Annotated in this window: 17 protein-coding genes and 5 pseudogenes; 16 read left to right on the plus strand and 6 right to left on the minus strand. The window is 56.3% G+C overall.

The annotated features are described in order from the left end of the window. Nucleotides 1-150: 150 nt before the first annotated feature. The 10 genes and pseudogenes from AB4N48_RS08995 to AB4N48_RS09040 all read left to right on the plus strand — a co-directional run bounded on the left by AB4N48_RS08995 (nucleotide 151) and on the right by AB4N48_RS09040 (nucleotide 10122). On the plus strand, nucleotides 151-768 hold the full coding sequence (locus tag AB4N48_RS08995) for an SMI1/KNR4 family protein (RefSeq protein ID WP_224787207.1): 618 nt from the start codon (nucleotides 151-153) through the stop codon (nucleotides 766-768). Between the two features lie 133 nt (nucleotides 769-901). Then, nucleotides 902-1384 (plus strand): hypothetical protein, encoded by a 483-nt coding sequence (locus tag AB4N48_RS09000; RefSeq protein ID WP_252867762.1) that lies wholly within the window; start codon nucleotides 902-904, stop codon nucleotides 1382-1384. Nucleotides 1385-1511: 127 nt separating this feature from the next. Continuing rightward, nucleotides 1512-3941 (plus strand): annotated as a pseudogene (locus AB4N48_RS09005) (DUF637 domain-containing protein); the annotation flags it as partial. Nucleotides 3942-3950: 9 nt separating this feature from the next. Then, on the plus strand, nucleotides 3951-4379 hold the full coding sequence (locus AB4N48_RS09010; protein ID WP_041479757.1) for a hypothetical protein: 429 nt from the start codon (nucleotides 3951-3953) through the stop codon (nucleotides 4377-4379). Nucleotides 4380-4676: 297 nt separating this feature from the next. Then, complete coding sequence (locus AB4N48_RS09015; RefSeq protein ID WP_236169913.1) at nucleotides 4677-5129, plus strand: Imm42 family immunity protein; 453 nt, start codon at nucleotides 4677-4679, stop codon at nucleotides 5127-5129. Between the two features lie 291 nt (nucleotides 5130-5420). Continuing rightward, nucleotides 5421-7682: pseudogene (locus AB4N48_RS09020) on the plus strand (DUF637 domain-containing protein); the annotation flags it as partial. A 165-nt stretch (nucleotides 7683-7847) separates the two neighbouring features. Beyond that, nucleotides 7848-8129, plus strand: a complete 282-nt coding sequence (locus AB4N48_RS09025; RefSeq protein ID WP_095180220.1) for a hypothetical protein — start codon at nucleotides 7848-7850, stop codon at nucleotides 8127-8129. Nucleotides 8130-8204: 75 nt separating this feature from the next. Beyond that, nucleotides 8205-8480 (plus strand): annotated as a pseudogene (locus tag AB4N48_RS09030) (hypothetical protein); the annotation flags it as partial. Between the two features lie 554 nt (nucleotides 8481-9034). After that, nucleotides 9035-9466 (plus strand): Imm42 family immunity protein, encoded by a 432-nt coding sequence (locus AB4N48_RS09035; RefSeq protein ID WP_460095184.1) that lies wholly within the window; start codon nucleotides 9035-9037, stop codon nucleotides 9464-9466. Nucleotides 9467-9609: 143 nt separating this feature from the next. Then, nucleotides 9610-10122, plus strand: coding sequence for a hypothetical protein (locus AB4N48_RS09040; RefSeq protein WP_371857529.1), 513 nt, complete (start codon nucleotides 9610-9612; stop codon nucleotides 10120-10122). Nucleotides 10123-10176: 54 nt separating this feature from the next. Here AB4N48_RS09040 and AB4N48_RS09045 read toward each other — a convergent pair whose 3' ends face one another. Next, nucleotides 10177-11220, minus strand: coding sequence for an LLM class flavin-dependent oxidoreductase (locus tag AB4N48_RS09045; protein ID WP_073471146.1), 1044 nt, complete (start codon nucleotides 11218-11220; stop codon nucleotides 10177-10179). 359 nt (nucleotides 11221-11579) lie between these two features. Here AB4N48_RS09045 and AB4N48_RS09050 point away from each other — a divergent pair. Beyond that, nucleotides 11580-12464, plus strand: a pseudogene (locus AB4N48_RS09050) (cache domain-containing protein); the annotation flags it as partial. 306 nt (nucleotides 12465-12770) lie between these two features. Next, nucleotides 12771-13370, plus strand: a pseudogene (locus AB4N48_RS09055) (methyl-accepting chemotaxis protein); the annotation flags it as partial. Between the two features lie 140 nt (nucleotides 13371-13510). Here AB4N48_RS09055 and AB4N48_RS09060 read toward each other — a convergent pair. After that, on the minus strand, nucleotides 13511-13996 hold the full coding sequence (locus AB4N48_RS09060; RefSeq protein ID WP_016775037.1) for a flavin reductase family protein: 486 nt from the start codon (nucleotides 13994-13996) through the stop codon (nucleotides 13511-13513). A gap of 323 nt (nucleotides 13997-14319) precedes the next feature. Here AB4N48_RS09060 and AB4N48_RS09065 point away from each other — a divergent pair, with 323 nt between their 5' ends. Continuing rightward, nucleotides 14320-15726: a purine-cytosine permease family protein gene (locus tag AB4N48_RS09065; RefSeq protein ID WP_016775036.1), complete on the plus strand. Its 1407-nt coding sequence runs from the start codon at nucleotides 14320-14322 to the stop codon at nucleotides 15724-15726. 249 nt (nucleotides 15727-15975) lie between these two features. Next, nucleotides 15976-17076 carry a polyamine ABC transporter substrate-binding protein gene (locus tag AB4N48_RS09070; protein ID WP_041480044.1) on the plus strand — a complete coding sequence of 367 codons (1101 nt, stop codon included), beginning with the start codon at nucleotides 15976-15978 and terminating at the stop codon, nucleotides 17074-17076. A gap of 122 nt (nucleotides 17077-17198) precedes the next feature. On the opposite strand, the gene AB4N48_RS09075 is transcribed toward AB4N48_RS09070, so the two are convergent. Together AB4N48_RS09075 and AB4N48_RS09080 are read right to left on the minus strand one after the other, a co-directional pair. Further along, the gene (locus tag AB4N48_RS09075; RefSeq protein WP_375122305.1) at nucleotides 17199-18173 is read right to left on the minus strand and encodes a TerC family protein; all 975 of its coding nucleotides are present in this window, start codon (nucleotides 18171-18173) and stop codon (nucleotides 17199-17201) included. 239 nt (nucleotides 18174-18412) lie between these two features. Continuing rightward, complete coding sequence (locus AB4N48_RS09080) at nucleotides 18413-19201, minus strand: AraC family transcriptional regulator (protein ID WP_460095552.1); 789 nt, start codon at nucleotides 19199-19201, stop codon at nucleotides 18413-18415. A gap of 82 nt (nucleotides 19202-19283) precedes the next feature. Here AB4N48_RS09080 and AB4N48_RS09085 point away from each other — a divergent pair, with 82 nt between their 5' ends. Further along, nucleotides 19284-20282: a bile acid:sodium symporter family protein gene (locus AB4N48_RS09085; RefSeq protein WP_041480047.1), complete on the plus strand. Its 999-nt coding sequence runs from the start codon at nucleotides 19284-19286 to the stop codon at nucleotides 20280-20282. Nucleotides 20283-20288: 6 nt separating this feature from the next. Here the strand turns inward: AB4N48_RS09085 and AB4N48_RS09090 are convergent, their stop codons facing one another. Beyond that, a complete protein-coding gene (locus AB4N48_RS09090; protein ID WP_236169602.1) occupies nucleotides 20289-20891 on the minus strand; it encodes a LuxR C-terminal-related transcriptional regulator in 603 nt (200 codons plus the stop codon). Nucleotides 20892-21005: 114 nt separating this feature from the next. Between AB4N48_RS09090 and AB4N48_RS09095 the strand changes: the two genes are divergently transcribed. Further along, the gene (locus tag AB4N48_RS09095) at nucleotides 21006-22634 is read left to right on the plus strand and encodes an ATP-binding response regulator (RefSeq protein WP_460095187.1); all 1629 of its coding nucleotides are present in this window, start codon (nucleotides 21006-21008) and stop codon (nucleotides 22632-22634) included. A 50-nt stretch (nucleotides 22635-22684) separates the two neighbouring features. Here AB4N48_RS09095 and AB4N48_RS09100 read toward each other — a convergent pair whose 3' ends face one another. Beyond that, nucleotides 22685-23293: a hypothetical protein gene (locus tag AB4N48_RS09100; RefSeq protein ID WP_460095190.1), complete on the minus strand. Its 609-nt coding sequence runs from the start codon at nucleotides 23291-23293 to the stop codon at nucleotides 22685-22687. Nucleotides 23294-23442 lie beyond the last annotated feature (149 nt).

Raw genomic sequence — 23442 nt, forward strand, 5'->3', positions numbered from 1 at the left:
TCTGTCCCCGTTTCCCCGAGTCGGCGCAACATATTGAAGATGCCATCGGGGCAGGAAAGCCTGACACGTTGACCAGGCGCTTGTATTGGCGCTCAATGCAGAGAGTTGCCTAGCGGGACGAAGGTTAGAATAGAGGTGATAGATTAGATTGTGAATAATTTGGATAAGTTGTTATCGATTGCAAGTTCGTCCTTGAGTGAGCGTGAACCAGAACTGTCTGGGCCAATACGCAACATGGCAGGGACTTCGGCGGAACAACTTTTTAATGTGCTGCGTCAGCGCAATGGCTTCTATGCTTTTGAAGGCGCGCTGCATATTTTTCCAAGCAACTCCAGCCAAAGTGAAATGGGCATATCTGATTGGAATCATGCTGACCTGTGGCGCACTAGCTACAAAGGTCTAGCCGATAATGGTGTCTTTTTTGCTGAAGATATCTTTGGTGGGCAGTTCTGTATCAAGGATGGCAGTATCTACATTTTTGATCCGGAAACTGGCTCGTTAGAGTACTTGGCTGCGGATGTTGAAAGCTGGGCTGAAGTAGTTCTGCACGACTATGAAGTATTGACAGGCTATCCGTTGGCTCATCAGTGGCAAAAGCGCAATGGTCCAGTTCGTGCTGGGATGCGTTTGCTGCCCAAAGTGCCTTTTGTAATGGGTGGTGATTTTTCCTTGGATAATTTATATGTTGCCGATGCTGTAGAAGGCATGCGGCTCAGAGCCGATATAGCCGATAAGATTAAAAATTTACCAGACGGTACTCAGGTTTAATTCAGTCTGGACTGACAGGAGACAAATGATAGTTTCAGCGATGTTTGATTCCCTCGTCACATTTGACTGCGTATATGGAGGCTTTGAGCTCGAAAATGGAGTAGTTCGCCTTTATGTCGAAAGAGGCCTAGCCTTGAAAAAGACGAAGTTGGTAACAGCGGCGGATGGCGCTCGGATCGTACAGTGTGATGAAGATGAGTGTCCTAAGGGCGAAAGTATTTTTCCTGTTCATTATATTTACGATCCCGCTAGAGATGTGGAGTATGTTGAATGGAGTCTTGTAAATGGTTTGTTACACGCTCGAAGCGAGGGTGGTGAATGGGTCAAATACGAGAGCAAGAGTGAAGGTTTGCACGCAATGCATGAATATGTGGGTGACTGCTGGCTGGTCTTTTCGGGTGTGAGTGTGTTGAGAAAAGTTATCTATGAATATTCTCTCGATCGAAAGAGTTCCTCAGGTAATGAGTTTGTCGAGGAGTTTATTAGTGGGCCTAAAGTCGATAAGTCTGCAAGTGAGTATTTTCTTGAGGGTGAAATAAGCGTTTTGCCTGGGCCAGGATGGATGTCTTTGAAAATTGATGCAGATTCGTTTCATATCGAGATTCCCGACGATTGAAAGAAAAGCGGATAAATGGGGACCGGATAAATGGGGAAAGACCACCTTTCGAGAGACAAACGGGGACAGGCCACCTTCAAATTCGCGTCGAGCGTAAAAGCGGCGGTGACCTGCAGCTCGATGCCGTCGCAACATCTATTTGTCCTCGGCCGGAGATGAATACAACGTCGAAACCCATAGCAAGGACGGCAAGAAACGTGTCCATGAACAGGACGACCACACTGTTCAGAAAGCCGCCGAGTTCATCGCCGGCGGCGACGTAAAAACCAGTTCCGGCCGTGACACCACACTGGTCGCGAGCAAAATCAGCGCAGGCAATGAAGCCTACGTCTACGCCGGTAACGACCTCAATCTGCTGGCCGCGCAGAATAGGGACCACACGCTCTATGACATGAAGGAGAAGGGCGGTTTCGGCAACCTGAAACTCCAGCGCGACGAAGTCACCCAGGTCACCCACGTCGGCAGCGAAATCAAGACCGGCGGCAACCTGTCTCTGGTCAGCCTGGGCGACCAGCATTACCAGGTGGCCAAACTCGACAGCGGCAAGGACATCCTCCTCGACAGCGGCGGCACCATCACCTTCGAAGGGGTGAAGGATCTGCATGACGAGAGCCATACCAAAACCAACAACAACGCCGCATGGGTCTCGGCCAAGGGTCGCGGCAACACCGACGAAACCCTGCGCCAGACGCAGATGATCGCCAAGGGCAACATCGTCCTGAAAGCGGTCGATGGGCTGAAGATTGATATCAAGGATGTGAGTCAGGAGTCCGTCAGCCAGACCATTGATGCGATGGTCAAGGCTGATCCGCAACTGGCGTGGTTGAAGGATGCGGAGGCTCGGGGAGATGTTGATTGGCGGCGCGTGAAGGAGATTCACGAGTCGTTTAAATACAGCAACTCGGGGCTTGGCCCGGCTTCGCAGATGATTATTGCGATCGTGATGGCTGCCTTTGTCGGGCCTGCTGCGTTCGCTTCGCTAAGCGCGAGCATGGGCACAGCCTGGGCCGCAGGCCTCGCCGCTGTGGCAACAGGTGCAGCCACGAATGCCACGACCAGTTTTATCAATAACGGCGGAAACCTTGGAGCGGTTTTCGCGGACGTTACTTCATCCGATGCACTGAAGGGCTATGTGATTTCCGGAGTGACAGCCGGATTGATGGCCGAATACCTGAACCAGCTGACGGGTATGAAATACGATCCGAATACCGGAAAGTTGCTCGGCCCGTCGTTAGCCACGTGGGAGGGCGTCGGCAGATTTGCTGGAAGCCAAATCATCCAGGGTGGCACTTCCGCGCTGATCACCAAGGCAGTCGGCGGCGATGCAAGTGCCGGTGACGTTCTGAAGACGGCTCTGTTCAATACCGTCGCGGCGTTCAGCTTCAACATGGTGGGCGATCTTACGCAGGGCGTTCTGGATGATGGCTCAGCGGGCAAAATCATCATTCATGCGGCGGTGGGTGGGCTGTTGTCGGAGATGACCGGCGGGGATTTTGCGACAGGCGCGTTGGCGGCTGGTGCGAATGAAGCGCTTGTTGGTGAGATGAACAAATGGTTCAAGGGCAATCCCGAGTTGTTGCTCATGGGGTCGCAGATAGTGGGGGTGCTCTCCGCAACTGCGCTGGGCAATACTGATCAAGAGTCATTGGAAAACGCTTCTTGGGTTGCCAACAACGCGACACAGTACAACTTCCTGAATCATCAGCAAGTAGACGATCTCGTCACAGAGTTGAAGGGCTGTAGAGCTAGCGAAAATCCAGCAGCCTGTCGAGAGAAAGTGAAGGATACCTATGCGAAACTGAGCGCGAAAACCAGTGGATCCGAACTGTTCAAGTGCGAGGGTTTCGATCAGTGTAATGGTCAGACGAACGCCGCTGAAGGAGGGACCCTGGCGCTTGAAAACTACGATGCAAATGGCGGGTTAAGTGCTGAAGAGCGAGCGATTGTTCAGGACTTCCAAGACTCGAACCACACGGACGAGCTGAACTCTCACCATAAAACGATGCTGGGTGATCATGCGGAAATCGCTGGGACGATTCTGACTGGAGGGATCGGGGCTGGGAGCAAATTGGTTGGAAAGACTGATGAACTGCTTACCTCCACAAAAGGTGCTGATGGTGTAATAACCAAAATTTCGGATGGAATGAGGGCGAATCCTTATCACCCTGACTGGAAGAACTACTCGGGAACTGAAGCCCTCAGCCTGTCATCCGGCGCGAGCGGGGTTAAACCTGTGACCGGTTTAGGGGACGTTGAAGATTTTATGACGTCCCAGTTAACCAATTTGAATAAAAAACTTGGGGAAAAAATCGGACAAGGACGACTTCCTTACGAACGAGGAAGAGCTGGGATCGATCAAGCAAAGCTTGATATCAAAGCTACCCTCGAGAGTGCAACGGACATAAGCAGCTTGATTCCCAGGTCGCAAGTCCGAGGCGACTACGATTTAGTGCATGTGTATAGTAAGGTCACGGATCGAACCGTTAGTTTAAGAGTGCTGCCAGGCGGTAAATATGAGTTTGATGCTTTAATTCCAGAAAGGTCCTCAAAATTCTGAGAGGTGGTTATGTATTTAGATGATGAATTTTGTGAGTTTCGCGCGCGCTCCTTTTATATCGAAAGGGAAAAGATTTGTGACGTGTTGGTGTTGTTTTTTAAACTACATCTGCAGGGCTGGGTGTCATTAAGTATTGGAGAAGGGGTCGCAATTTTTTCGCACGGTTTGAGAGAGGCCGAATATCAAATAGTCGAGAGTCTTGATGACGAATTTGCTTATCCCGTGAGGGTGGTGAATTCTTTACGCAAATACTTAGATAAAAAAATATCAGGGATTTATGAGTACCGTATTGAAGGGGTGAAGGAAGGGTGCTTGGGCATTTACTTTGATTGTGGAGATTGTGGGCTTAGTGTGTTGGAATATGATGGCTGCCTAACGTTTACTGATGGTATGTGCGATTTCGGAGACAAAGTCTCTTTGGTAAAGCGGGCTGCGTAATAGCAAGCGCGGGAAGAGGCCACTTTAGCAAGTTTTTCGGAGAAATGGCGGTGGATGGGGGCAGAACGCGTATTTTTTAAAAATAAGAACAGATTGCATTTAATGTGATTGGCTGAAGCTATACGTGAAAGTTTGTCCTGCGTTGAGTGTTGCGGAGCGCTATAGGAAAAAAGGGGGCTGTCCCCTTTTTTAATGGTGTGTTTCACTGGAACGGTAGTACGGGGGGGGGTCCGGCAGCCAATTGTCGGCTAGTTATATACCGGCGGCGGTGCAAAAAGCACTAGGAGTAAGATTGAAATGATTTATGGTGATCCGTTTATATTCTCAATTCAGTTTGATGTCGTGAGGGATTGGACTGATTCATGTTTCTGGGTAAATGGATTGTTTTCGTTGTTTGTTTGTGGGGAAAGGCTCCTTGATGTGGTGGATGTAGTCGAGCTTAAAACTGCCGTGAACTTTTACGCAAAAATGGACTTTGAAAATATAGAGGAGGGTGATCCGGCGATTTCTGCAAAAGAATTATTTGCTTCCGCGCATCGTTATTTCTTCAAAGGGGAATCCGCCATTTTAGAAGGCGTGCAAGATATAACGTGCACCTTTTTGGGGGGCGCCGGTCTGTTTATTTATTTTCAAAAAACAGCGCATGCAGACAGACTGGTCTGGAGTAAGGACTTTGGCAACCTTGTTCATGAGGCGTTGCTGCCTCGGGGGGCAGTTGTTGGCGTAATTGAAAGTATTGAAGAGTTGTAGATGTTTTATGGTTGTTGTAGCGGGGTAGGTTTGTTGAACTCGACAAATCTGGCCGCTACTTTTTGAAAGGGTAAGCGAAAATTGACTAAAGCCGGACTTTTGCTGCTTTTTATTTTCCTGATTGCAGGCTGCCATTCCAACGTCAGAGACTCTTCCCCCAGTCTTTTAAAGGATGGTGTCCAAATTCAGCGGGATAAATGGGGACAGACCACCTTTCGAGAGACAAACGGGGACAGGCCACCTTCAAATTCGCGTCGAGCGTAAAAGCGGCGGTGACCTGCAGCTCGATGCCGTCGCAACATCTATTTGTCCTCGGCCGGAGATGAACACAACGTCGAAACCCATAGCAAGGACGGCAAGAAACGTGTCCATGAACAGGATGACCACACTGTTCAGAAAGCAGCTGAGTTCATCGCCGGCGGCGACGTAAAAACCAGTTCCGGCCGTGACACCACACTGATCTCGAGCAAAATCAGCGCAGGCAATGAAGCCTACGTCTACGCCGGTAACGACCTCAGTCTTCTGGCCGCGCAGAACAAGGACCACACGCTCTACGACATGAAGGAGAAGGGCGGTTTCGGCAACCTGAAACTCCAGCGCGACGAAGTCACCCAGGTCACCCACGTCGGCAGCGAAATCAAGACCGGCGGCAACCTGTCTCTGGTCAGCCTGGGCGACCAGCATTACCAGGTGGCCAAACTCGACAGCGGCAAGGACATCCTCCTCGACAGCGGCGGCGCCATCACCTTCGAAGGGGTGAAGGATCTGCATGACGAGAGCCATACCAAAACCAACAACAACGCCGCATGGGTCTCGGCCAAGGGTCGCGGCAACACCGACGAAACCCTGCGCCAGACGCAGATGATCGCCAAGGGCAACATCGTCCTGAAAGCGGTCGATGGGCTGAAGATTGATATCAAGGATGTGAGTCAGGAGTCCGTCAGCCAGACCATTGATGCGATGGTCAAGGCTGATCCGCAACTGGCGTGGTTGAAGGATGCGGAGGCTCGGGGAGATGTTGATTGGCGGCGCGTGAAGGAGATTCACGAGTCGTTTAAATACAGCAACTCGGGGCTTGGCCCGGCTTCGCAGATGATTATTGCGATCGTGATGGCTGCCTTTGTCGGGCCTGCTGCGTTCGCTTCGCTAAGCGCGAGCATGGGCACAGCCTGGGCCGCAGGCCTCGCCGCTGTGGCAACAGGTGCAGCCACAAATGCCACGACCAGTTTTATCAATAACGGCAGAAACCTTGGAGCGGTTTTCGCGGACGTTACTTCATCCGATGCACTGAAGGGCTATGTGATTTCCGGAGTGACAGCCGGATTGATGGCCGAATACCTGAACCAGCTGACGGGTATGAAATACGATCCGAATACCGGAAAGTTGCTCGGCCCGTCGTTAGCCACGTGGGAGGGCGTCGGTAGATTCGCTGGAAGCCAAATCATCCAGGGTGGCACTTCCGCGCTGATCACCAAGGCAGTCGGCGGCGATGCAAGTGCCGGTGACGTTCTGAAGACGGCTCTGTTCAATACCGTCGCAGCGTTCAGCTTCAACATGGTGGGCGATCTCACGCAGGGCGTTCTGGATGATGGCTCAGCGGGCAAAATCATCATTCATGCGGCGGTGGGTGGGCTGTTGTCGGAGATGACCGGCGGGGATTTTGCGACAGGCGCGTTGGCGGCTGGTGCGAATGAAGCGCTTGTTGGTGAGATGAACAAATGGTTCAAGGGCAATCCTGAGTTGTTGCTCATGGGGTCGCAGATTGTTGGGGTGCTCTCCGCAACTGCGCTGGGCAATACTGATCAAGAGTCATTGGAAAACGCCTCTTGGGTTGCCAACAATGCGACACAGTACAACTTCCTGAATCACCAGCAAGTAGACGATCTCGTCACAGAGTTGAAGGGCTGTAGAGCGAGCGAAAATCCAGCAGCCTGTCGAGAGAAAGTGAAGGATACCTATGCGAAACTGAGCGCGAAAACCAGTGGATCCGAACTGTTCAAGTGCGAGGGTTTCGATCAGTGTAATGGTCAGACGAACGCCGCTGAAGGGGGAACGCTGGCGCTTGAAAACTACGATGCAAATGGCGGGTTAAGTGCTGAAGAGCGAGCGATTGTTCAGGATTTCCAAGACTCGAACCACACGGACGAGCTGAACTCTCACCATAAAACGATGCTGGGTGATCATGCGGAAATCGCTGGGACGATTCTGACTGGAGGGATCGGGGCTGGGAGCAAATTGGTTGGCAAAACCGAGGAGGTTCTGGTTGGTGCAAAAGGTGCGGCGGATATCGGAGCCTTAGACGACGTAGCTCTTCCCGGCTTAGGTTCGACACCAGGCCTACTCTCGTCACCTAGCATTCCATCGGGAGCAGGACTTGGTGGTTTCAAATTTGGACTAAGCGCGGGTGAAATAAACGCCATCAATTCAAAATTTGATGGTTCAATATCGTTTCGAAGCGTGGATACGGCTATTGCAAACGCCAGCAATTATGATGGATTCTTTGATAAGGCTGGTTCAATTATAAGAGATATCGCAGGGGGGGCATCTGTTTGATAATGGGAATAAACGAACGGCTGTTGAGGTTGTGGAGCGGCTAATTATAAGAAACGGTGTCGATGGTCCGCCAAAGCAGGTGATATGGAATGTCGTAGATAAGGTTGCTACAGGGAAATTAACAGATGTTAAAGATATTTCTAACGCATTGAGAGGTCTGGATTGATGTCTTGTGATCCTTCTGATAAATATGCTGCTCGTTTTGGGTTTTTAGATATGAATAGTGTGCATCTGGATGATTTCATTCAGATTATGGAGCTGGTGGCAAAAAAATGCGAAGGATTCTTTATATTTAAAATCGACGGTGAAAGGAAGTCCGATATTTATACTTTTGTTCTAAATGCCTCTTCGCAAAGTAACGTGGTTCTAAGAAAGGACACAGATAATATACGAGAAGGTATGAGGTTTTTTTTCTGCGAGCTTGAAAGAGCTGGAATCTACCTCTGACTAAAGAGTTGGCAGGTTCGGCAGTCGAAAGCTCAGCGTATCTAGAAGTGCGGTGTGTGGCTTCTTTCGGGAATGGTCGGCAGCGAAATCGAGACCGGCGGCAACCTGTCGCTGATCAGCCAAGGCGACCAGCATTACCGGTGGCCAAACTCGACAGCGACAAGGGCTTCGTCCTCGACAGCGGCGGCGCCATCACCTTCGAAGGGGTGGAGGATCTGCATGACGAGAGTCACACCAAAACCAATAACAACGCCGCGTGGGTCTCGGCCAAAGGTCGGGGCCAACACCGACGAAACCCTGCGACAGACCCAGATGATTGCCAAAGGCAACATTGTCCTGGAGATAAACGGGGACAGATCACCTTTCAATTCGCGTCGAGCGTATAACGCGATGGTGACCTGAAGCTCGATGCCGGTCGCGACATCAGCGTCGTCGCCATCGCCGAAGCTACCGGCAACCTTACCGCCGAGGCCAAGCGCGACATCAACATGTCCTCGGCCGGTGATAAGCACAACGTCGAAACCCATAGCGAGGACGGCAAGAAACGCCTCCATGAGCAGTACAACCACACCGTTTAAAAAGCTGTTGAATTAATCGCTGGCGGCGACGTAAAACCCAGCTCGGGCCGTGACATCACTTTGATCGCGGGTAAGATCTGCGCAGGCAACGACGTCTACACCGGCAATGACCTGAACCTGCTGGCCGCGCAGAACAAGGACCATACCCTATGCGACATGGAGGAGTAAAACGTGGTCTGTCCCCCGTTTTCAAAATGGCAACGTCCACCGATTTGAAGGGACGAATGGTGGGTTTCACTGGAACGGTAGTACGGGTGACGCCGGCAACCAATTGTCGGCTAGTTATATACCGGCGGCGGTGCAAAAAACGCTAGGAGTAAGATTGAAGTGATTTACGGTGATCCTTTTATATTCTCAATTCAGTTTGATGTCGTGAGGGATTGGAATGATTCAAGTTGTTTCTGGGCAAATGGCTTGTTTTCGTTGTTTGTTTTTGGGGAAAGGCTCCTTGATGTGGTGGATGTAGTCGAGCTTAAAACTGCCGTGAACTTCTACGCAAAAATGGAGTTCGAAAATGTAGAGGAGGGCGATTCGGCGATTTCTGCAAAAGAATTATTTGCTTCCGCGCATCGTTATTTCTTCAAAGGAGAGTCCGCCATTTTAGAAGGCGTGCAAGATATAACGTGCACCTTTTTGGGAGACGCCGGTCTGTTTATTTTTTTCAAAAAACAGCGCATGCAGACAGACTGGTCTGGAGTAAGGACTTTGGCAACCTTGTCCATGAGGCGTTGCTGCCTCGGGGGGCAGTGGTTGGCGTAATTGAAAGTATTGAAGAGTTGTAGATGTTTTGTGGTAGTTGTAGCGATGCAGGTTTGTTGAACTCGAAGAATCTGGCCGCTACTCTTTGAAAAGGTAAGAAAGAGTTGATTAAAGCCGGACTTTTGCTGCTTTTTATTGTCCTGATGGCAGGCTGCCATTCCAACGTCAGAGACTCTTCCCCCAGTCTATTGAAGGATGGTGTCCAACTTCAGCAAAGAACGGCAACGCCAGATGCACAACACGCCAAAGTCATCATGAAATCGACAGGCTACACATATCCTGTCGAGTGCTCGGTTCGCCGTGCTACAGATCCTGATCGGCGAATGGAAGTGATGGGTACTGTGGTCGATTCCGAGCGGGGTAAGGTATTCGGCTGGATCGCCAAGCTTAACGAAGCGGCCAATAGCGCCACGTTCAAGCACTTCCCTCAGTTGGAAGCGCAAGCCAATGCCGACGAACCCTTCGAAGTGTCGGGGCGTTCCAACGGCATGGGCACCGGCAACACTTATAGCTGCGGGCCGCTGAGCAGTACCTTTACGCCGGAGCGAAGCAAGGTCTACCTGGTGGAGTTTCAGTTTGTTGGGCGGGGTTGCGAGCAGCGTGTTTACGATGTCACCCAGCCGGGCCAGCGCATTCCCGTGATCTCTAAAAACTAAAGCCCCGGACAAGTCCGGGGCCTTTTAGTGGGTCAGAGACCGTCCGCCGAGTAATCAACGAAACGCCGGCACCACATGCTTGATAAACAACTCCAGCGACTTCTTCTTCTCTTCATGCGGCAAGCTGTTGTCACACCAGAAGCTGAACTCATCCACCCCCAGTTCCTGGTAGTACTTGATCCGCGGAATGATTTCTTCCGGCGTACCGATCATCGCCGTCTTGTGCAGGCTCTCCAGTTCGAACTCCGGACGTCCGGCAAACTTCTCTTCCGGACTCGGGGCGAGGAAGCCGTTGACCGGTGTCTGCTTGTTACCGAACCACGCATCGAAGGTGCGATAGAAACGTGAGATCGCTTTCGCGCCGACTTTCCAGCCGTCCGGGTTATCAGCGGTGTGCACGTGGGTGTGGCGCAGCACCATCAATTGTGGGCGAGGCACGTCTGGGTTGTTGTCCAGTGCGGTCTGGAATTTGTTCTTCAGGTCGAGGACTTCTTCGTCGCCTTTCATCAATGGCGTGACCATGACGTTGCAGCCGTTGGCGACGGCGAAGTTGTGCGAGTCGGGGTCGCGGGCGGCGATCCACATGGGTGGGTTGGGCTTCTGGATCGGTTTCGGCACGCTGGTGGAGGTGGGGAATTTCCAGATGTCGCCGTCGTGGGCGTAGTCGCCTTGCCACAGGGCGCGGACCACCGGGACCATTTCGCGCAGGGCCTGGCCGCCGCTGGAGGCGGGCATGCCGCCGGCCATGCGGTCGAATTCGACTTGATAGGCGCCGCGCGCCAGACCGACTTCCATGCGGCCGTTGCTGATCACGTCGAGCAGGGCGCATTCGCCGGCGACGCGCAGCGGGTGCCAGAACGGCGCGATGATGGTGCCGGCGCCGAGGTGGATGGTGGTGGTTTTCGCTGCGAGGTAGGCCAGCAGCGGCATCGGGCTTGGGGAGATGGTGTATTCCATGGCGTGGTGTTCGCCGATCCACACGGTGCTGAAACCGCCGGCCTCGGCCATCAGGGTCAGTTCGGTCAGGTCTTCGAACAGTTGGCGGTGGCTGACGCTTTCGTCCCAGCGTTCCATGTGTACGAACAGGGAAAATTTCATGACGCTACCTCGAGTCTTTTGTAATTGGCCGGTCGTGTGCGGGCCTGTCGAACTGACGTGAACGCGTTGCGCTCGCGAGTCTTCTCACCATTCAAGCACGCCTTCGAGGACGGCTGTTCGGTTGATTGAATATTGGTATACCATAATACGGAATATCCGCAAAATATTTCTGACCGACACTTCGAACAAGGAAGGCGCAAGCAATGAACATAAAACAAAAACTGACTTTGGCGTTTGCGGTAATCGCCAGCCTGCCGGTGTTACTGGTGGCAGCGCTGATCATCCTCAATGTCCGCGATGGCGCGCGCGACACCTTTACCGACAGCACCGGGCGCGAAGTGCGTCAGGTGGAAAACGCGATGCAGCTGTTTTTCGAGGGCATCAGCCAGAACGTTGCTTACCTGGCCGAGCATCCGCAACTGCAGAGCATCGACACCAGCCTCAAACGCTACCTGAGCAGCGACGCCGCGCAAGTGCCGCTGGGGCCGCAGGATCAACAGCTGTTCAAGCTGTTCGACGGTCTGGCCAAGGCGCACCCGGCTTACACCTATCTATCTGTCGGCACCGAGCAGGGTGGTTATCTGTTCTGGCCGGGCGATGCGAAGTTGGCGAACTACGATCCGCGCACCCGGCCCTGGTACAAAACCGCGATGGCCAATCCCGGCAAAACCCTTCGCACCGAGGCCTATTACTGGGCGGCGGATGACGTGGTGCTGGTGAGCACCGTGCGCAGCTTCAACAACCAGTTGGGCAGCAATGCCGGCGTGGTCAACATCGATGTGTCGCTCAAGCAATTGACCGACCTGGTCAAGCAGATCCGCCTCGGCGAGAGCGGTTATCTGATGTTGATGGAAGCCAACAACACCGTGCTGGTCGACCCAAGCGACCCGGCGCACAACTTCAAGAAACTCAGCGATCTCGGCGACGGTTATCAGCAACTGGCCGAGGCGGGCAAAGGCCTGGTCGAGGTGCAACTGGCCGGGGAGGATTACATGGCGCTGGTCTGGCCGTCGCAGGCGTTGGGCTGGCGGTTTGTCGGGTTGGTGAAAGCCAGTGAAGTGATGGCCGGGGCGACGCGTTTGACTTGGCTGATCGGCGCTATCGCTGTGGTTTGCGCGTTGCTGTTTGCGATGGTCGGTGCGTGGTTTGCCGGACTGATGGTCAAGCCGATTCGTGGTGTCGCCAGTGGTCTCGAAGGCATCGCGCAAGGCGAGGGCGATCTGACTGCGCGACTGGAAGTCCGTGGGCAGGACGAAACCGCGCAACTGGCGGGCTGGTTCAACCAGTTTCTCGAAGCGATTCGTACGTTGATTCAGCGCATCGGCCAAGCAGCGGGGCAGATTCACAGCAGCTCCGGCAGCGCCACCGAGGTCTCGGCGGAAATGGCCGACGTGGCTTCGCGTCAGCGTGAGGCGGTGGACATGGTTTCTACGGCGTTTCACGAAATGGTCGCCACTTCCAACGAGGTTGCGCGCTCGTGCAGTCAGGCGGCCGACTCGGCAGACAACGGTCAGCGTCAGGCTCACACCGGGCAGCAGCAGATCGATGCGGCGGTGAGCAACGTCGGGCGCTTGAGCCAGGAGATCGGCCACAGTGCCGAGTCGATGCAGCAACTGGAACAGGACAGCAACGACATTCAGTCAATCCTCGGCACGATCCGTTCGATTGCCGAGCAGACCAATCTGCTCGCGCTCAACGCCGCCATCGAAGCCGCGCGCGCCGGTGAACAGGGCAGGGGCTTTGCCGTGGTCGCTGATGAAGTTCGCGCGCTGGCCAAACGCACTTCCGACTCCACCGGTGAGATTGACGCATTGCTCGGCAATCTGGCGCGGCGCACCCATCAGATGGGCAAGCAGATGCACGCCAGCCTTGAGGTCTCGCAGGAAACCGTGGTGTCGATCAACGAGGCGCGAGCGAGTTTTGAATTGATCCGTGAATCGGTCGACGTGATCCGCGACATGAACACGCAGATCGCCACGGCGGCGGAGGAACAGCATCAAGTGGCAGAGGACATCAATCGGCACATCAGCCAGATTCATGGCGATGCGCAGTTGGTGGCGAGCCTGGCGGATTCAACTCGCCAGGATGCGCAGAACCTGACGGCGTTGTCGCAGACGTTGAATCAGTTGGTGAGCCGGTTTAGGACCTGACACGGTCGCCCAGGCAACACCAAAACCTGTGGGAGCGAGCCTGCTCGCGAAGGTGTCGGGTCAGTCAAAAATGTAACAACTGACCCATCGCATTCGCGAGCAGGCTCGCTCCCACATGGGATATCCGAGATCTGGTGAAATCACGCCACAACCGGCAACGCACCCATCTTGCCATGGCAATACACCAGCGGTCCGGCGACCTGCTCGGGGACGATCAGGTTCTTCACCGCGCCGACCATGATCGCGTGGTCGCCACCTTCGTATTCACGCCACAACTCGCACTCGATCACCGCCGTGGCATTGGCGAGGATCGGGTTGCCCAGTTCGCTCAACGTCCACTCGATGCCCTGCGCCTTGTCCTTGCCTTTGCGCGCGAAGGCATAGGCCTCGCTTTGCTGCACGCTGGACAACAGGTGAATCGCAAAGCGTTTGTTCTTGATCAGCACGGGATAGGAGTCGGAGCTGTAGTTAGGGCAGAACAGCACCAGCGCCGGGTCCATCGACAGTGAGCTGAACGCGCTGGCGGTCAGGCCGACGATCTGGCCGTCGTCGTCCAGCGTGGTGATGACGGTGACGCCGGACGGGAACGAGCCCATGACTTGTTTGTAAATGGCAGCATCGATCATTGGGTGGTCCTCGGGTGGTGTGACGCGGTTTTTATGGTTTGTAGGTCTGATGGTATACCGTAATACATATCTTGCAAGAGCTTTTCTGGTGAACCGATAAACGTGCCACTTTCGTCGGAAACTCAGTGTTTACGGGGCTTTCAGCTAGCCGGTCAGGGGTGGGATCAGCGAGGATAGCGGATCAGAGAGCGACAGAATCAGCGGATCAGGCTTGTGCAAAGTTTGGAATACCATAATATGGTCTGCATCTGAGGGGCGACCCAAGAGTCCTCCCGGTTTGGCTTCATACAAAGATAAAAACAGACAAACTCGAGTTCATGCATATGTCCCAGATGTCCCGGCAAGATCCGTTGATCGAGAATCATACGGTCGATTACGTCCCACTCGCGGAACGCCACGGGAAGGCCCGCGATCTGTTCACTCTTTGGTTCAGCACCAACATCGCGCCACTGCCCATCGTTACCGGCGCCATGGTGGTTCAGGTGTTCCACCTCAATCTGTTCTGGGGGCTGCTGGCGATTGCGCTGGGGCACATGATCGGCGGCGTGGTGATTGCGCTGGCCTCGGCCCAGGGTCCGCGCATGGGCATTCCGCAAATGGTCCAGAGTCGCGGTCAGTTCGGTCGTTATGGCGCACTGCTGATCGTGTTCTTTGCGGCGCTCATCTACATCGGTTTCTTCATTTCCAACATCGTGCTGGCCGGTAAATCCATTGTCGGCATTGCCCCGTCAGTGCCAGCGCCGCTGAGCATTCTGATCGGCGCGCTGGCTGCTACGGCGATCGGTGTGATCGGCTACAACTTCATCCACACCCTCAACCGCATCGGCACCTGGGTGATGGGCGGCGCGTTGCTCGCCGGGTTCATCTACATCTTCGCCCATGACTTGCCGGCAGACTTCCTGACGCGCGGCAGTTTCAACCTCTCCGGCTGGCTGGCGACGGTGTCGCTGGGGATCATCTGGCAGATCAGCTTCTCGCCGTACGTCTCCGACTATTCGCGTTATCTGCCAGCAGATATCGGCATCGCCAAACCCTTCTGGGCGACGTATCTGGGTGCGACGCTGGGCACGATTCTGTCGTTCAGCTTTGGCGCGGTGGCGGTACTGGCGACGCCGGAAGGCACTGAAGCGATGGCAGCGGTCAAGCAGTCCACCGGCTGGCTGGGGCCGATTCTGATGGTGCTGTTTCTGCTCAACATCATCAGCCACAACGCGCTGAATCTGTACGGCGCGGTGTTGTCGATCATCACCTCGATTCAGACTTTCGCCAGCCAGTGGACGCCGAGCATCAAGGTGCGCGTGGTGCTGTCGAGCGTGATTCTGGCCGGATGCTGTGTGGTCGCCCTCGGTGCCTCGGCGGATTTCATTTCCGAATTCATCGGACTGATTCTCGCGCTCTTGCTGGTGCTGGTGCCGTGGGCGTCGATCAACCTGATCGACTTCTACCTGATCAAGCGCGGCAACTACGACATCGCCTCGATCTTCCGCGCTGACGGCGGGATCTACGGGCGCTTCAACCTGCACGCGATCATTGCCTATTTCATCGGCATCATCGTGCAGCTGCCGTTTGCCAACACCTCGCTGTACGTGGGGCCGTACGCCAACTTGGTGGAAGGTGCCGACCTGTCCTGGCTGGTCGGTCTGGTGGTAACGGTGCCGCTGTATTACTGCCTCGCAACCCGTGGTCAGGCGCAGCAGAGCAGGGCGGCCAGGCTCGGCTATACCGACTGATCCCAACGGCAACACAGCAATGCCCGGCCCAGTGCCGGGCATTTTTGTGTGCGTATCTCGGCGGTCAAGCAAATTGGCCATATCGATCCCCTTTTGGCCTGCCGCCTACTGTCATCGCGCTACGCTGTCAGCAAGAATCGAAACCATAACAACAGGCTCGACCTTTTTTGCCCTTGGCTAGCGTTACTGCCACTGCCGTGTACAGAACATAAAAACCATCGATCTCACGTCGCATTCGGGGAAACAACCATGGTCACGATCAAACGCATTCTGGGCGCCACCGTGTGTGGCCTAACGCTGCTGGCCAGCGCCGTCCAGGCCGAGCAGCGCGAACTGCGGGTGTACAACTGGGCGGATTACATCCTGCCGTCAGTGCCCAAGGACTTCGCCGAGCAAAGCAAGATCAAAGTGACCTGGGACACCTTCGACACCAACGAATCCCTAGAAGCCAAACTGCTCACCGGCAACTCCGGTTACGACCTGGTGGTGCCGTCCAATCAGTTCATCGAAACCCAGATCAAGGCCGGTGTGTTCCAGAAACTCGACAAGTCGAAACTGCCGAACTGGCAGCACCAGGATCCGGCCCTGCTCAAATTGCTCGACGCCAACGACCCCGGCAACCAGTACGGCGTGCCATACATGTACGGCACCGTGCTGATCGGCTTCAACCCGGCCAAGGTCAAGGCCGCCCTGGGCGAAAATGCGCCGGTGGACAGTTGGGATCTGGTGTTCAAGCCCGAGAACATGGAAAAGCTCAAGGCCTGTGGCGTGGCGATGCTCGATTCGCCGTCGGAGATCCTGCCGCTGGCCCTGCATTACCTCGGCCTCGACCCGAACAGCCAGAACCCGGCGGACTATGAAAAGGCCAAGGCCTTGATGATGAAGATTCGCCCGTACGTGACCTACTTCAACTCGGCCAAGTACATGACCGACATTGCCAACGGCGACATCTGCGTGGCGATCGGTTATTCCGGCAGCTTCTACCAGTTCGGCAATCGCGCCAAAGAGGCGGGCAATGGCGTGGTGGTCGACTGGCGTTTGCCGAAGGAGGGCGCGCCGATCTGGTTCGACACGTTCGCCATTCCGAAGAGCGCGAAGAACGTCGCCGAGGCCCACGAATTCCTCAACCACTTGCTCGACCCGAAAGTGATCGCACCGATCAGCGATTTCCTCGGTTACCCGAATGCCAACAAGGACTCGATGCCGCTGGTCAACAAGGACATCACCGACAACCCCAACCTGACCCCCACCAGCGAAGCGCTGAAAACCCTGTATGTGGTGCAACCGTTGCCGCAGAAAATGGAGCGGGTGCGCACTCGGGTGTGGACCAGTATCAAATCCGATAAATAAGAGCATCGCACTTCAAATGTGGGAGCGAGCCTGCTCGCGAAAGCGGTGTGTCATTCAACTCCTATGTTGAATGAACCGGCGTATTCGCGAGCAGGCTGCTCCCACAGGTGGGTTGTGTTGTGTCATTCGGTGCGGCGTTCTGCCTCGCGGCTGGTCACCAGGCTCAACAACACCGACCCCAGAATCACCGATCCGACGATTGCCAGCGACCATTCCACCGGCATGTGGAACCACGGCATCAGCACCATCTTGCCGCCGATGAACACCAGCACGATCGCCAAGCCATACTTGAGCAGGTGAAAACGGTCAGCCATGTCCGCCAGCAGGAAGTACAGCGCGCGCAGGCCCATGATCGCGAAGATGTTCGAGGTGAAAACAATGAACGGGTCAGTGGTCACGGCGAAGATCGCCGGAATGCTGTCGACCGCGAACATCAGGTCGCTGGCCTCGATCAGCACCAGCACCAGAAACATCGGCGTCGCCCAGCGCACGCCGTTCTGCAGGATGAAAAACTTCTCGCCATGAAAGCCGCTGGTGATGCGCATATGCCCGCGCACCCAGCGCAATAACGGATTCTTTTCCAGATCCGGTTGATGATCAGCGAACACCAGCATCTTGATCCCGGTGATGATCAGGAACACACCGAAGGCATACAGCAGCCATTCGAACTGCGACACCAGCCACACACCGGCGAAAATCATGATCGCGCGCATGACAATCGCGCCGAGCACGCCGTACAGCAGCACTCGTCGTTGCAATTCCGGTGGCACGGCGAAGTAGCTGAAGATCATCACGAAGATGAACATGTTGTCGATCGACAGCGACTGCTCGATCAGATAGCCGGTGAGGAATTCCAAGGTTTTCTGCCGGGCGATTTCACCGCCGAATTCACCGTGCAGATACCACCAGAGCAACCCGGCAAAACTCAGCGCCAACAGGCACCAGGCAACCACCCAGGCCGACGCTTCCCGCACCGACACCCGGTGCGCCTTGCGCCCACCGAAGACAAACAGGTCCAGGGCCAGCATGGCCAGAACGAAGATGATGAAGGCACCCCACATCCAGGGTTCGCCGATGTTGATGTTCGTGGCAGGCATGGCACGCTCCCCTGTCTTTTTATTTGCAGCAAGCACATCTCCTGTGGGAGCGAGCCTGCTCGAGAATGCGATGGAACAGCGAAGTTGAGGTTGCTGACCCACCGCGTTCGCGAGCAGGCTCGCTCCCACAGGGATCATCTTCTCTTCTCGATCAAAGTCAGACGGGGCCATGCTAGCGACGGATCTGGAGCAAAGAAAAATCGTTTATTTCTGACTGACAGTTCGGCAAAAACGAAGTATCAGCGGAAAAACTCTCCCGGCGTTTCGCCGAACTGCTGACGAAACGCGGCGATAAACGCCGAGGTCGAGTCGTATCCACAAGCCAGCGCAACATCGGTCACACGCTCGCCTTTTTCCAGCGGGGTCAGGGCACCAAGCAAGCGCAGGCGCTGGCGCCAGGCGCGGAAGGTCAGGCCGGTGTCGCGCAAAAACAGGCGCGTCAGAGTCTTTTCGGTGACACCGATTTTTTCGCTCCAGTGGCTCAGCGTGGTCTGCTGCTCCGGGTGTTGCTCCAGGCTCTGATAGATCTGCTTCAGGCGCGGGTCTTGCGGCAGCGGCAGCATCAGGTCGATGGTCGGTGCGTCGGCGAGTTGATCGAGGATCACCTCGGCCAAGCGTCCGTCAGGGCCACTCTCGTCGTATTCCACCGGGACCTGACTGAAGGCGCGAATCAATTCCCTGAGCAGCGCGCTGACGCCGAGCACATGGCAATGCTCAGCCGCCCAACCGGTGACGCTGCTATCGATGTACAGGCTGCGCATTTCCGTATGCGGTGCGCTGAACACCCGGTGCGGCTCGCCGGCCGGAATCCACACCGCACGCTCCGGCGGCGCGACGAAACGGCCGACGCTGGTCTGCACTTCGAGCACGCCCTGAATCGCGTAGGACAACTGCACCCACGGATGACTGTGACGGCGGGTGAGGGCGCGGTTGGGCAGCGATTCGGTGCGTCCGTACACGGGGCGCGGCAGGCTGGGCAACCCGGGAACACTGCGGCGCACGCTTTTGCTATGTCCTTTAGGCGGCATCTTGCGGCTCTTCGGCGTTAGTCGGTAATTGCCAGTCACGTTAGAGTCGTCGGCACGCACTGGCAACCCCCGGATGAATCTCATGACGCGCCCACGTTTTCTGCCCGATAACTTCACCCTGACTTTGATCGGCGTGGTTCTGCTGGCCAGCTTCCTGCCCGCCAGCGGCCAGGTCGCGGTCGGCTTCGGCTGGCTGACCAACATCGCCATCGCCCTGCTGTTTTTCCTGCATGGCGCCAAGCTGTCGCGCGAATCGATCATCGCCGGCGCTGGCCACTGGCGTCTGCATCTGTTGGTGTTCGGCCTGACCTTCGTGCTCTTCCCGATTCTCGGTCTGGCGCTGAAACCGCTGTTGTCACCGCTGATCGGCGATCAGCTGTACATGGGCATGCTCTACCTTTGCGCGTTGCCAGCTACGGTGCAGTCGGCCATCGCGTTCACTTCGCTGGCGCGAGGCAATATTCCGGCGGCGATCTGCAGCGCGGCGGCGTCCAGCCTGTTCGGGATTTTTCTTACGCCGCTGCTGGTGACTTTGCTGCTCAACGTCCACGGCGACGGCGGCTCGACCCTCGATGCGATCGTGAAGATCAGCGTGCAATTGCTCCTGCCGTTCATTGCCGGGCAGATCGCCCGCCGCTGGATCGGCGCGTGGGTAGGGCGCAACAAGAACTGGCTGAAATTCGTTGATCAGGGCTCGATTCTGCTGGTGGTGTACGGCGCATTCAGCGAGGCGGTCAACGAAGGCATCTGGCAGCAGATTCCGTTGTTCGAGTTGCTCGGCCTGGTGGTGGTCTGCTGCATCCTGCTGACGTTGGTTCTGGTGGCATCAATTCTGTTGAGCAAAGCCTTCGGCTTCAATCAGGAAGACCGCATCACCATCCTGTTCTGCGGCTCGAAAAAGAGCCTGGCCACCGGCGTGCCGATGGCGCAGGTACTCTTTGCCGGCAGCACCATCGGCGTGCTGATTCTACCGCTGATGCTGTTCCATCAGATTCAACTGATGGTCTGCGCGGTGCTGGCGCAGCGCTATGCCAAGCGGCCGGAGTCGGTGCCGGATCTGATGGCGCAGGTTGATCCGTAAAAGGGTTCACAGCCCCGAATACTTGACCGCCGCTGCCGCTCGCGTCGGCACGTCCAGCGTGCGCAACAACGAAGACACATGGATCCTCACCGTGAACGGCGAAATATCCAGTTCACGGGCGATTTCCTTGTTGGTCTTGCCTTGCGCAATCAACCGCAGCACGTCCTGCTGACGCGGCGTCAGCGTCGTCGCGGTTTCCAGCGGCAACAAGCCGGACGGCGCCGACTTCACCAGCACCTCACCTTCACGGATCGCCAGAATTGCCTGGCCGATTTCATCCGGCGCAATGTTCTTGCCGATAAAACCGTCAATGCCCGCCGCCATGACTTCACTGATCAGCGTCTGATCGTCAACCATCGACACCACGATCAGCGTGGTGCGCGGCAATCGTCTTCGCAAGTCGGCGAGTTGAGTGATGCAGGTCAGTCCGGGAAAACGCAGATCGAGCATCAGCGTGTCCGGCTCGTCGCCCTGTGACAGCAGCTTGAGCACCGCGTCGAAGTCGCCGGCCTCGCAGGTATCGGCATCGGGCAGCAAGCGCTGCACGGTGCGCAGCATCGCCTCGCGAAACAGCGGGTGATCGTCGGCTATGATGATCCGGCACGTCATGACGCGACCCTCCCTGGGTCAGGCGTGATTCAAGGCCTGCACCTTAGCACTGGACGCGAAGGTTGCCTGTAGGCTGCTTCCGAAACTGACGATTGCTGCACAAGGACGTTTACCATGAAGTTCGAAAAAAATACCGAACTCGACCAGGCCAACCTGCGCATTATCATCGCTGCCATTGCGGTGGTTTACATGGTCGTGCTGGGTTTTCTGCCGGGCCAGCGCTTCGATACCTACCTGCCGGTCATCACTTACATTGTCTTGTTTCTGCTGGCTTCGATCGCGTTCCGCCAAGCCATTGCGCGTTGGCCCGGGCATTATCCGGCGCGGCGGATTTTTGCCATGGTCCACGATTACACCGGCACCTGTTTTGGACTGGTGATCGGCGGCGAAGCGGCGCTGCCGTTGTATGCGGTGATGGTCTGGGTCAATCTCGGCAACGGCATGCGCTACGGCTCGCGCTATCTGGCAATCGCCACCGGCCTTGCATTGGTGGCGCTGCTGGTGGTGTATCGCCTGACGCCTTATTGGCAGGCGCAGCCGTTCATGGTGCTGATGCTGCTGATCACCAGCACGGTGATTCCGTTTTATGCGCACTTGCTGCTCGAGCGTACGCGCAAGGCGTCGGAAGAAGCGCTGGCGGCTAACCTGGAAAAGTCGCGGTTTCTGGCGCAGGCCAGTCATGACTTGCGTCAGCCGATTCATTCCATCGGTCTGTTTACCGCGTGTCTGCGGGAGTCGCGCCTGGGCGATGACGAGCGGCGGCTGGTCGACAACATCGACCGCTCGCTGCTTAACGTTTCGCAATTGTTCCGCTCGATTCTCGACCTCTACACCCTCGATAACAGTCGGGTCGAAGCGAAAATGCAAACGCTGAATCTCGGTGAATGGCTTGCGGATCTGATACGCCAACACCAGGAAGCGGCCCGTTGGGCAGGCGTCGAGCTGCGGCTGCGACCGTGCAACCACTGGGTCAGAACCGACCCGGCGCTGCTCGCGACCATGGTGCAGAACGTGCTCTCCAACTGCTTCAAATACGGCGCGCAACGTCCCGTGCTGATCGGCGTGCGTAAACGTGGGGCAGGGCTGGCCATCGTCATCCATGACCGTGGCAACGGCATTGCCGAAGAGCATCTGCACAAGGTCTTCGAGGAGTTTTATCGGGTACGGCAAGTGCGCGACAAAGATGTCGAGGGCGTCGGGCTGGGCCTGTCGATCATCAAGCGTCTTGGTGAACTGATCGATGTGCACGTTGCTCTGCGTTCACAGTTGGGGCGCGGCACAGCTGTGACGCTTGCGGGGTTGCCGATCGTGGCGGCGCCGCAGTCACCGGTGGTTCGCAGTGAAGCGCGGCAGGTGGGTTTGTTGACCGGGCTGAAGGTGTGTCTGGTCGAGGATGACCGCAACGTGTTGCTCGCGACTTCGGCGTTGCTCGAGCGCTGGGGCTGCGTGGTGCAGGCCGAGTGGTCGGCTGAAGGCCTGGTCACCGACTGCGACATCATCGTCGCCGACTATGACCTCGGCACCCATGCCACGGGTATCGAATGCATCGATGAAGTGCGCAGGCAGCGCGGCTGGGCCGTGCCGGCGATGATCATCACCGGGCATGACGTCGAGAAGATTCAGGCAGCCTTGCATGACCGGCAGATTGCGATTCTGTCGAAACCTGTGCGCCCGGCCGAGTTACGCGCGACGTTGCGCGCCCTGCGTGATCGACAAGGCGCAGCGGTTGAACAGATGCTGTAAAGGCCAATGTAAACGGGCGGCTCAGGAGCTCGCCCGTTATTTCGCGGCGATTATTGTGGGCTGTTGAACTGGTCGGAATAGCTGCCGGTCATCAGCGACGATGCCACGCGATCAGAACCGACTCCGACCCGGGAGTAGGCCACTCGGTTGACGCCGGTGCGGTCGGCCCCATCCGCTGCCAATGCTCCGGCACCGACACGATCAGCGCCATCGGCAGCCACCGCGCCTGCGCCGACACGATCAGCGCCATCGGCAGCTACCGCGCCGGCACCGACACGATCAGCGCCATCGGCAGCCACCGCGCCTGCGCCGACACGATCAGCGCCATCGGCAGCTACCGCGCCGGCACCGACACGATCAGCGCCATCGGCAGCCACTGCGCCAGCGCCGACACGATCAGCGCCATCGGCAGCCACCGCGCCGGCACCGACACGATCAGCGCCATCGGCAGCCACCGCGCCGGCACCGACACGATCAGCGCCATCGGCAGCCACCGCGCCGGCACCGACACGATCGGCGCCATCGGCAGCCACTGCGCCGGCGCCAACATGATCAGCCCCATCCGAAGCCAACGCCTGCGGTTGCGCCGCCAAGACATTCGGCACCACAATGCTGGCCGCTACCGCAAGAAGCACGCCTGACAACAACTTGTATTTCATGGTTTTCTCCACGACCCGTTGCCAAACAGCGATCAATCGCGCGCGATGCATACAGACGCCACGACTCACTGGCTTGGGTTCTACCTGGTTGGCGAAAGGCACGGGCACACCGAACGGCGTGCGGGTGTCGAGATAATTTTGATCGAGCC

The organism is Pseudomonas sp. S2_C11 (genome assembly GCF_054668395.1).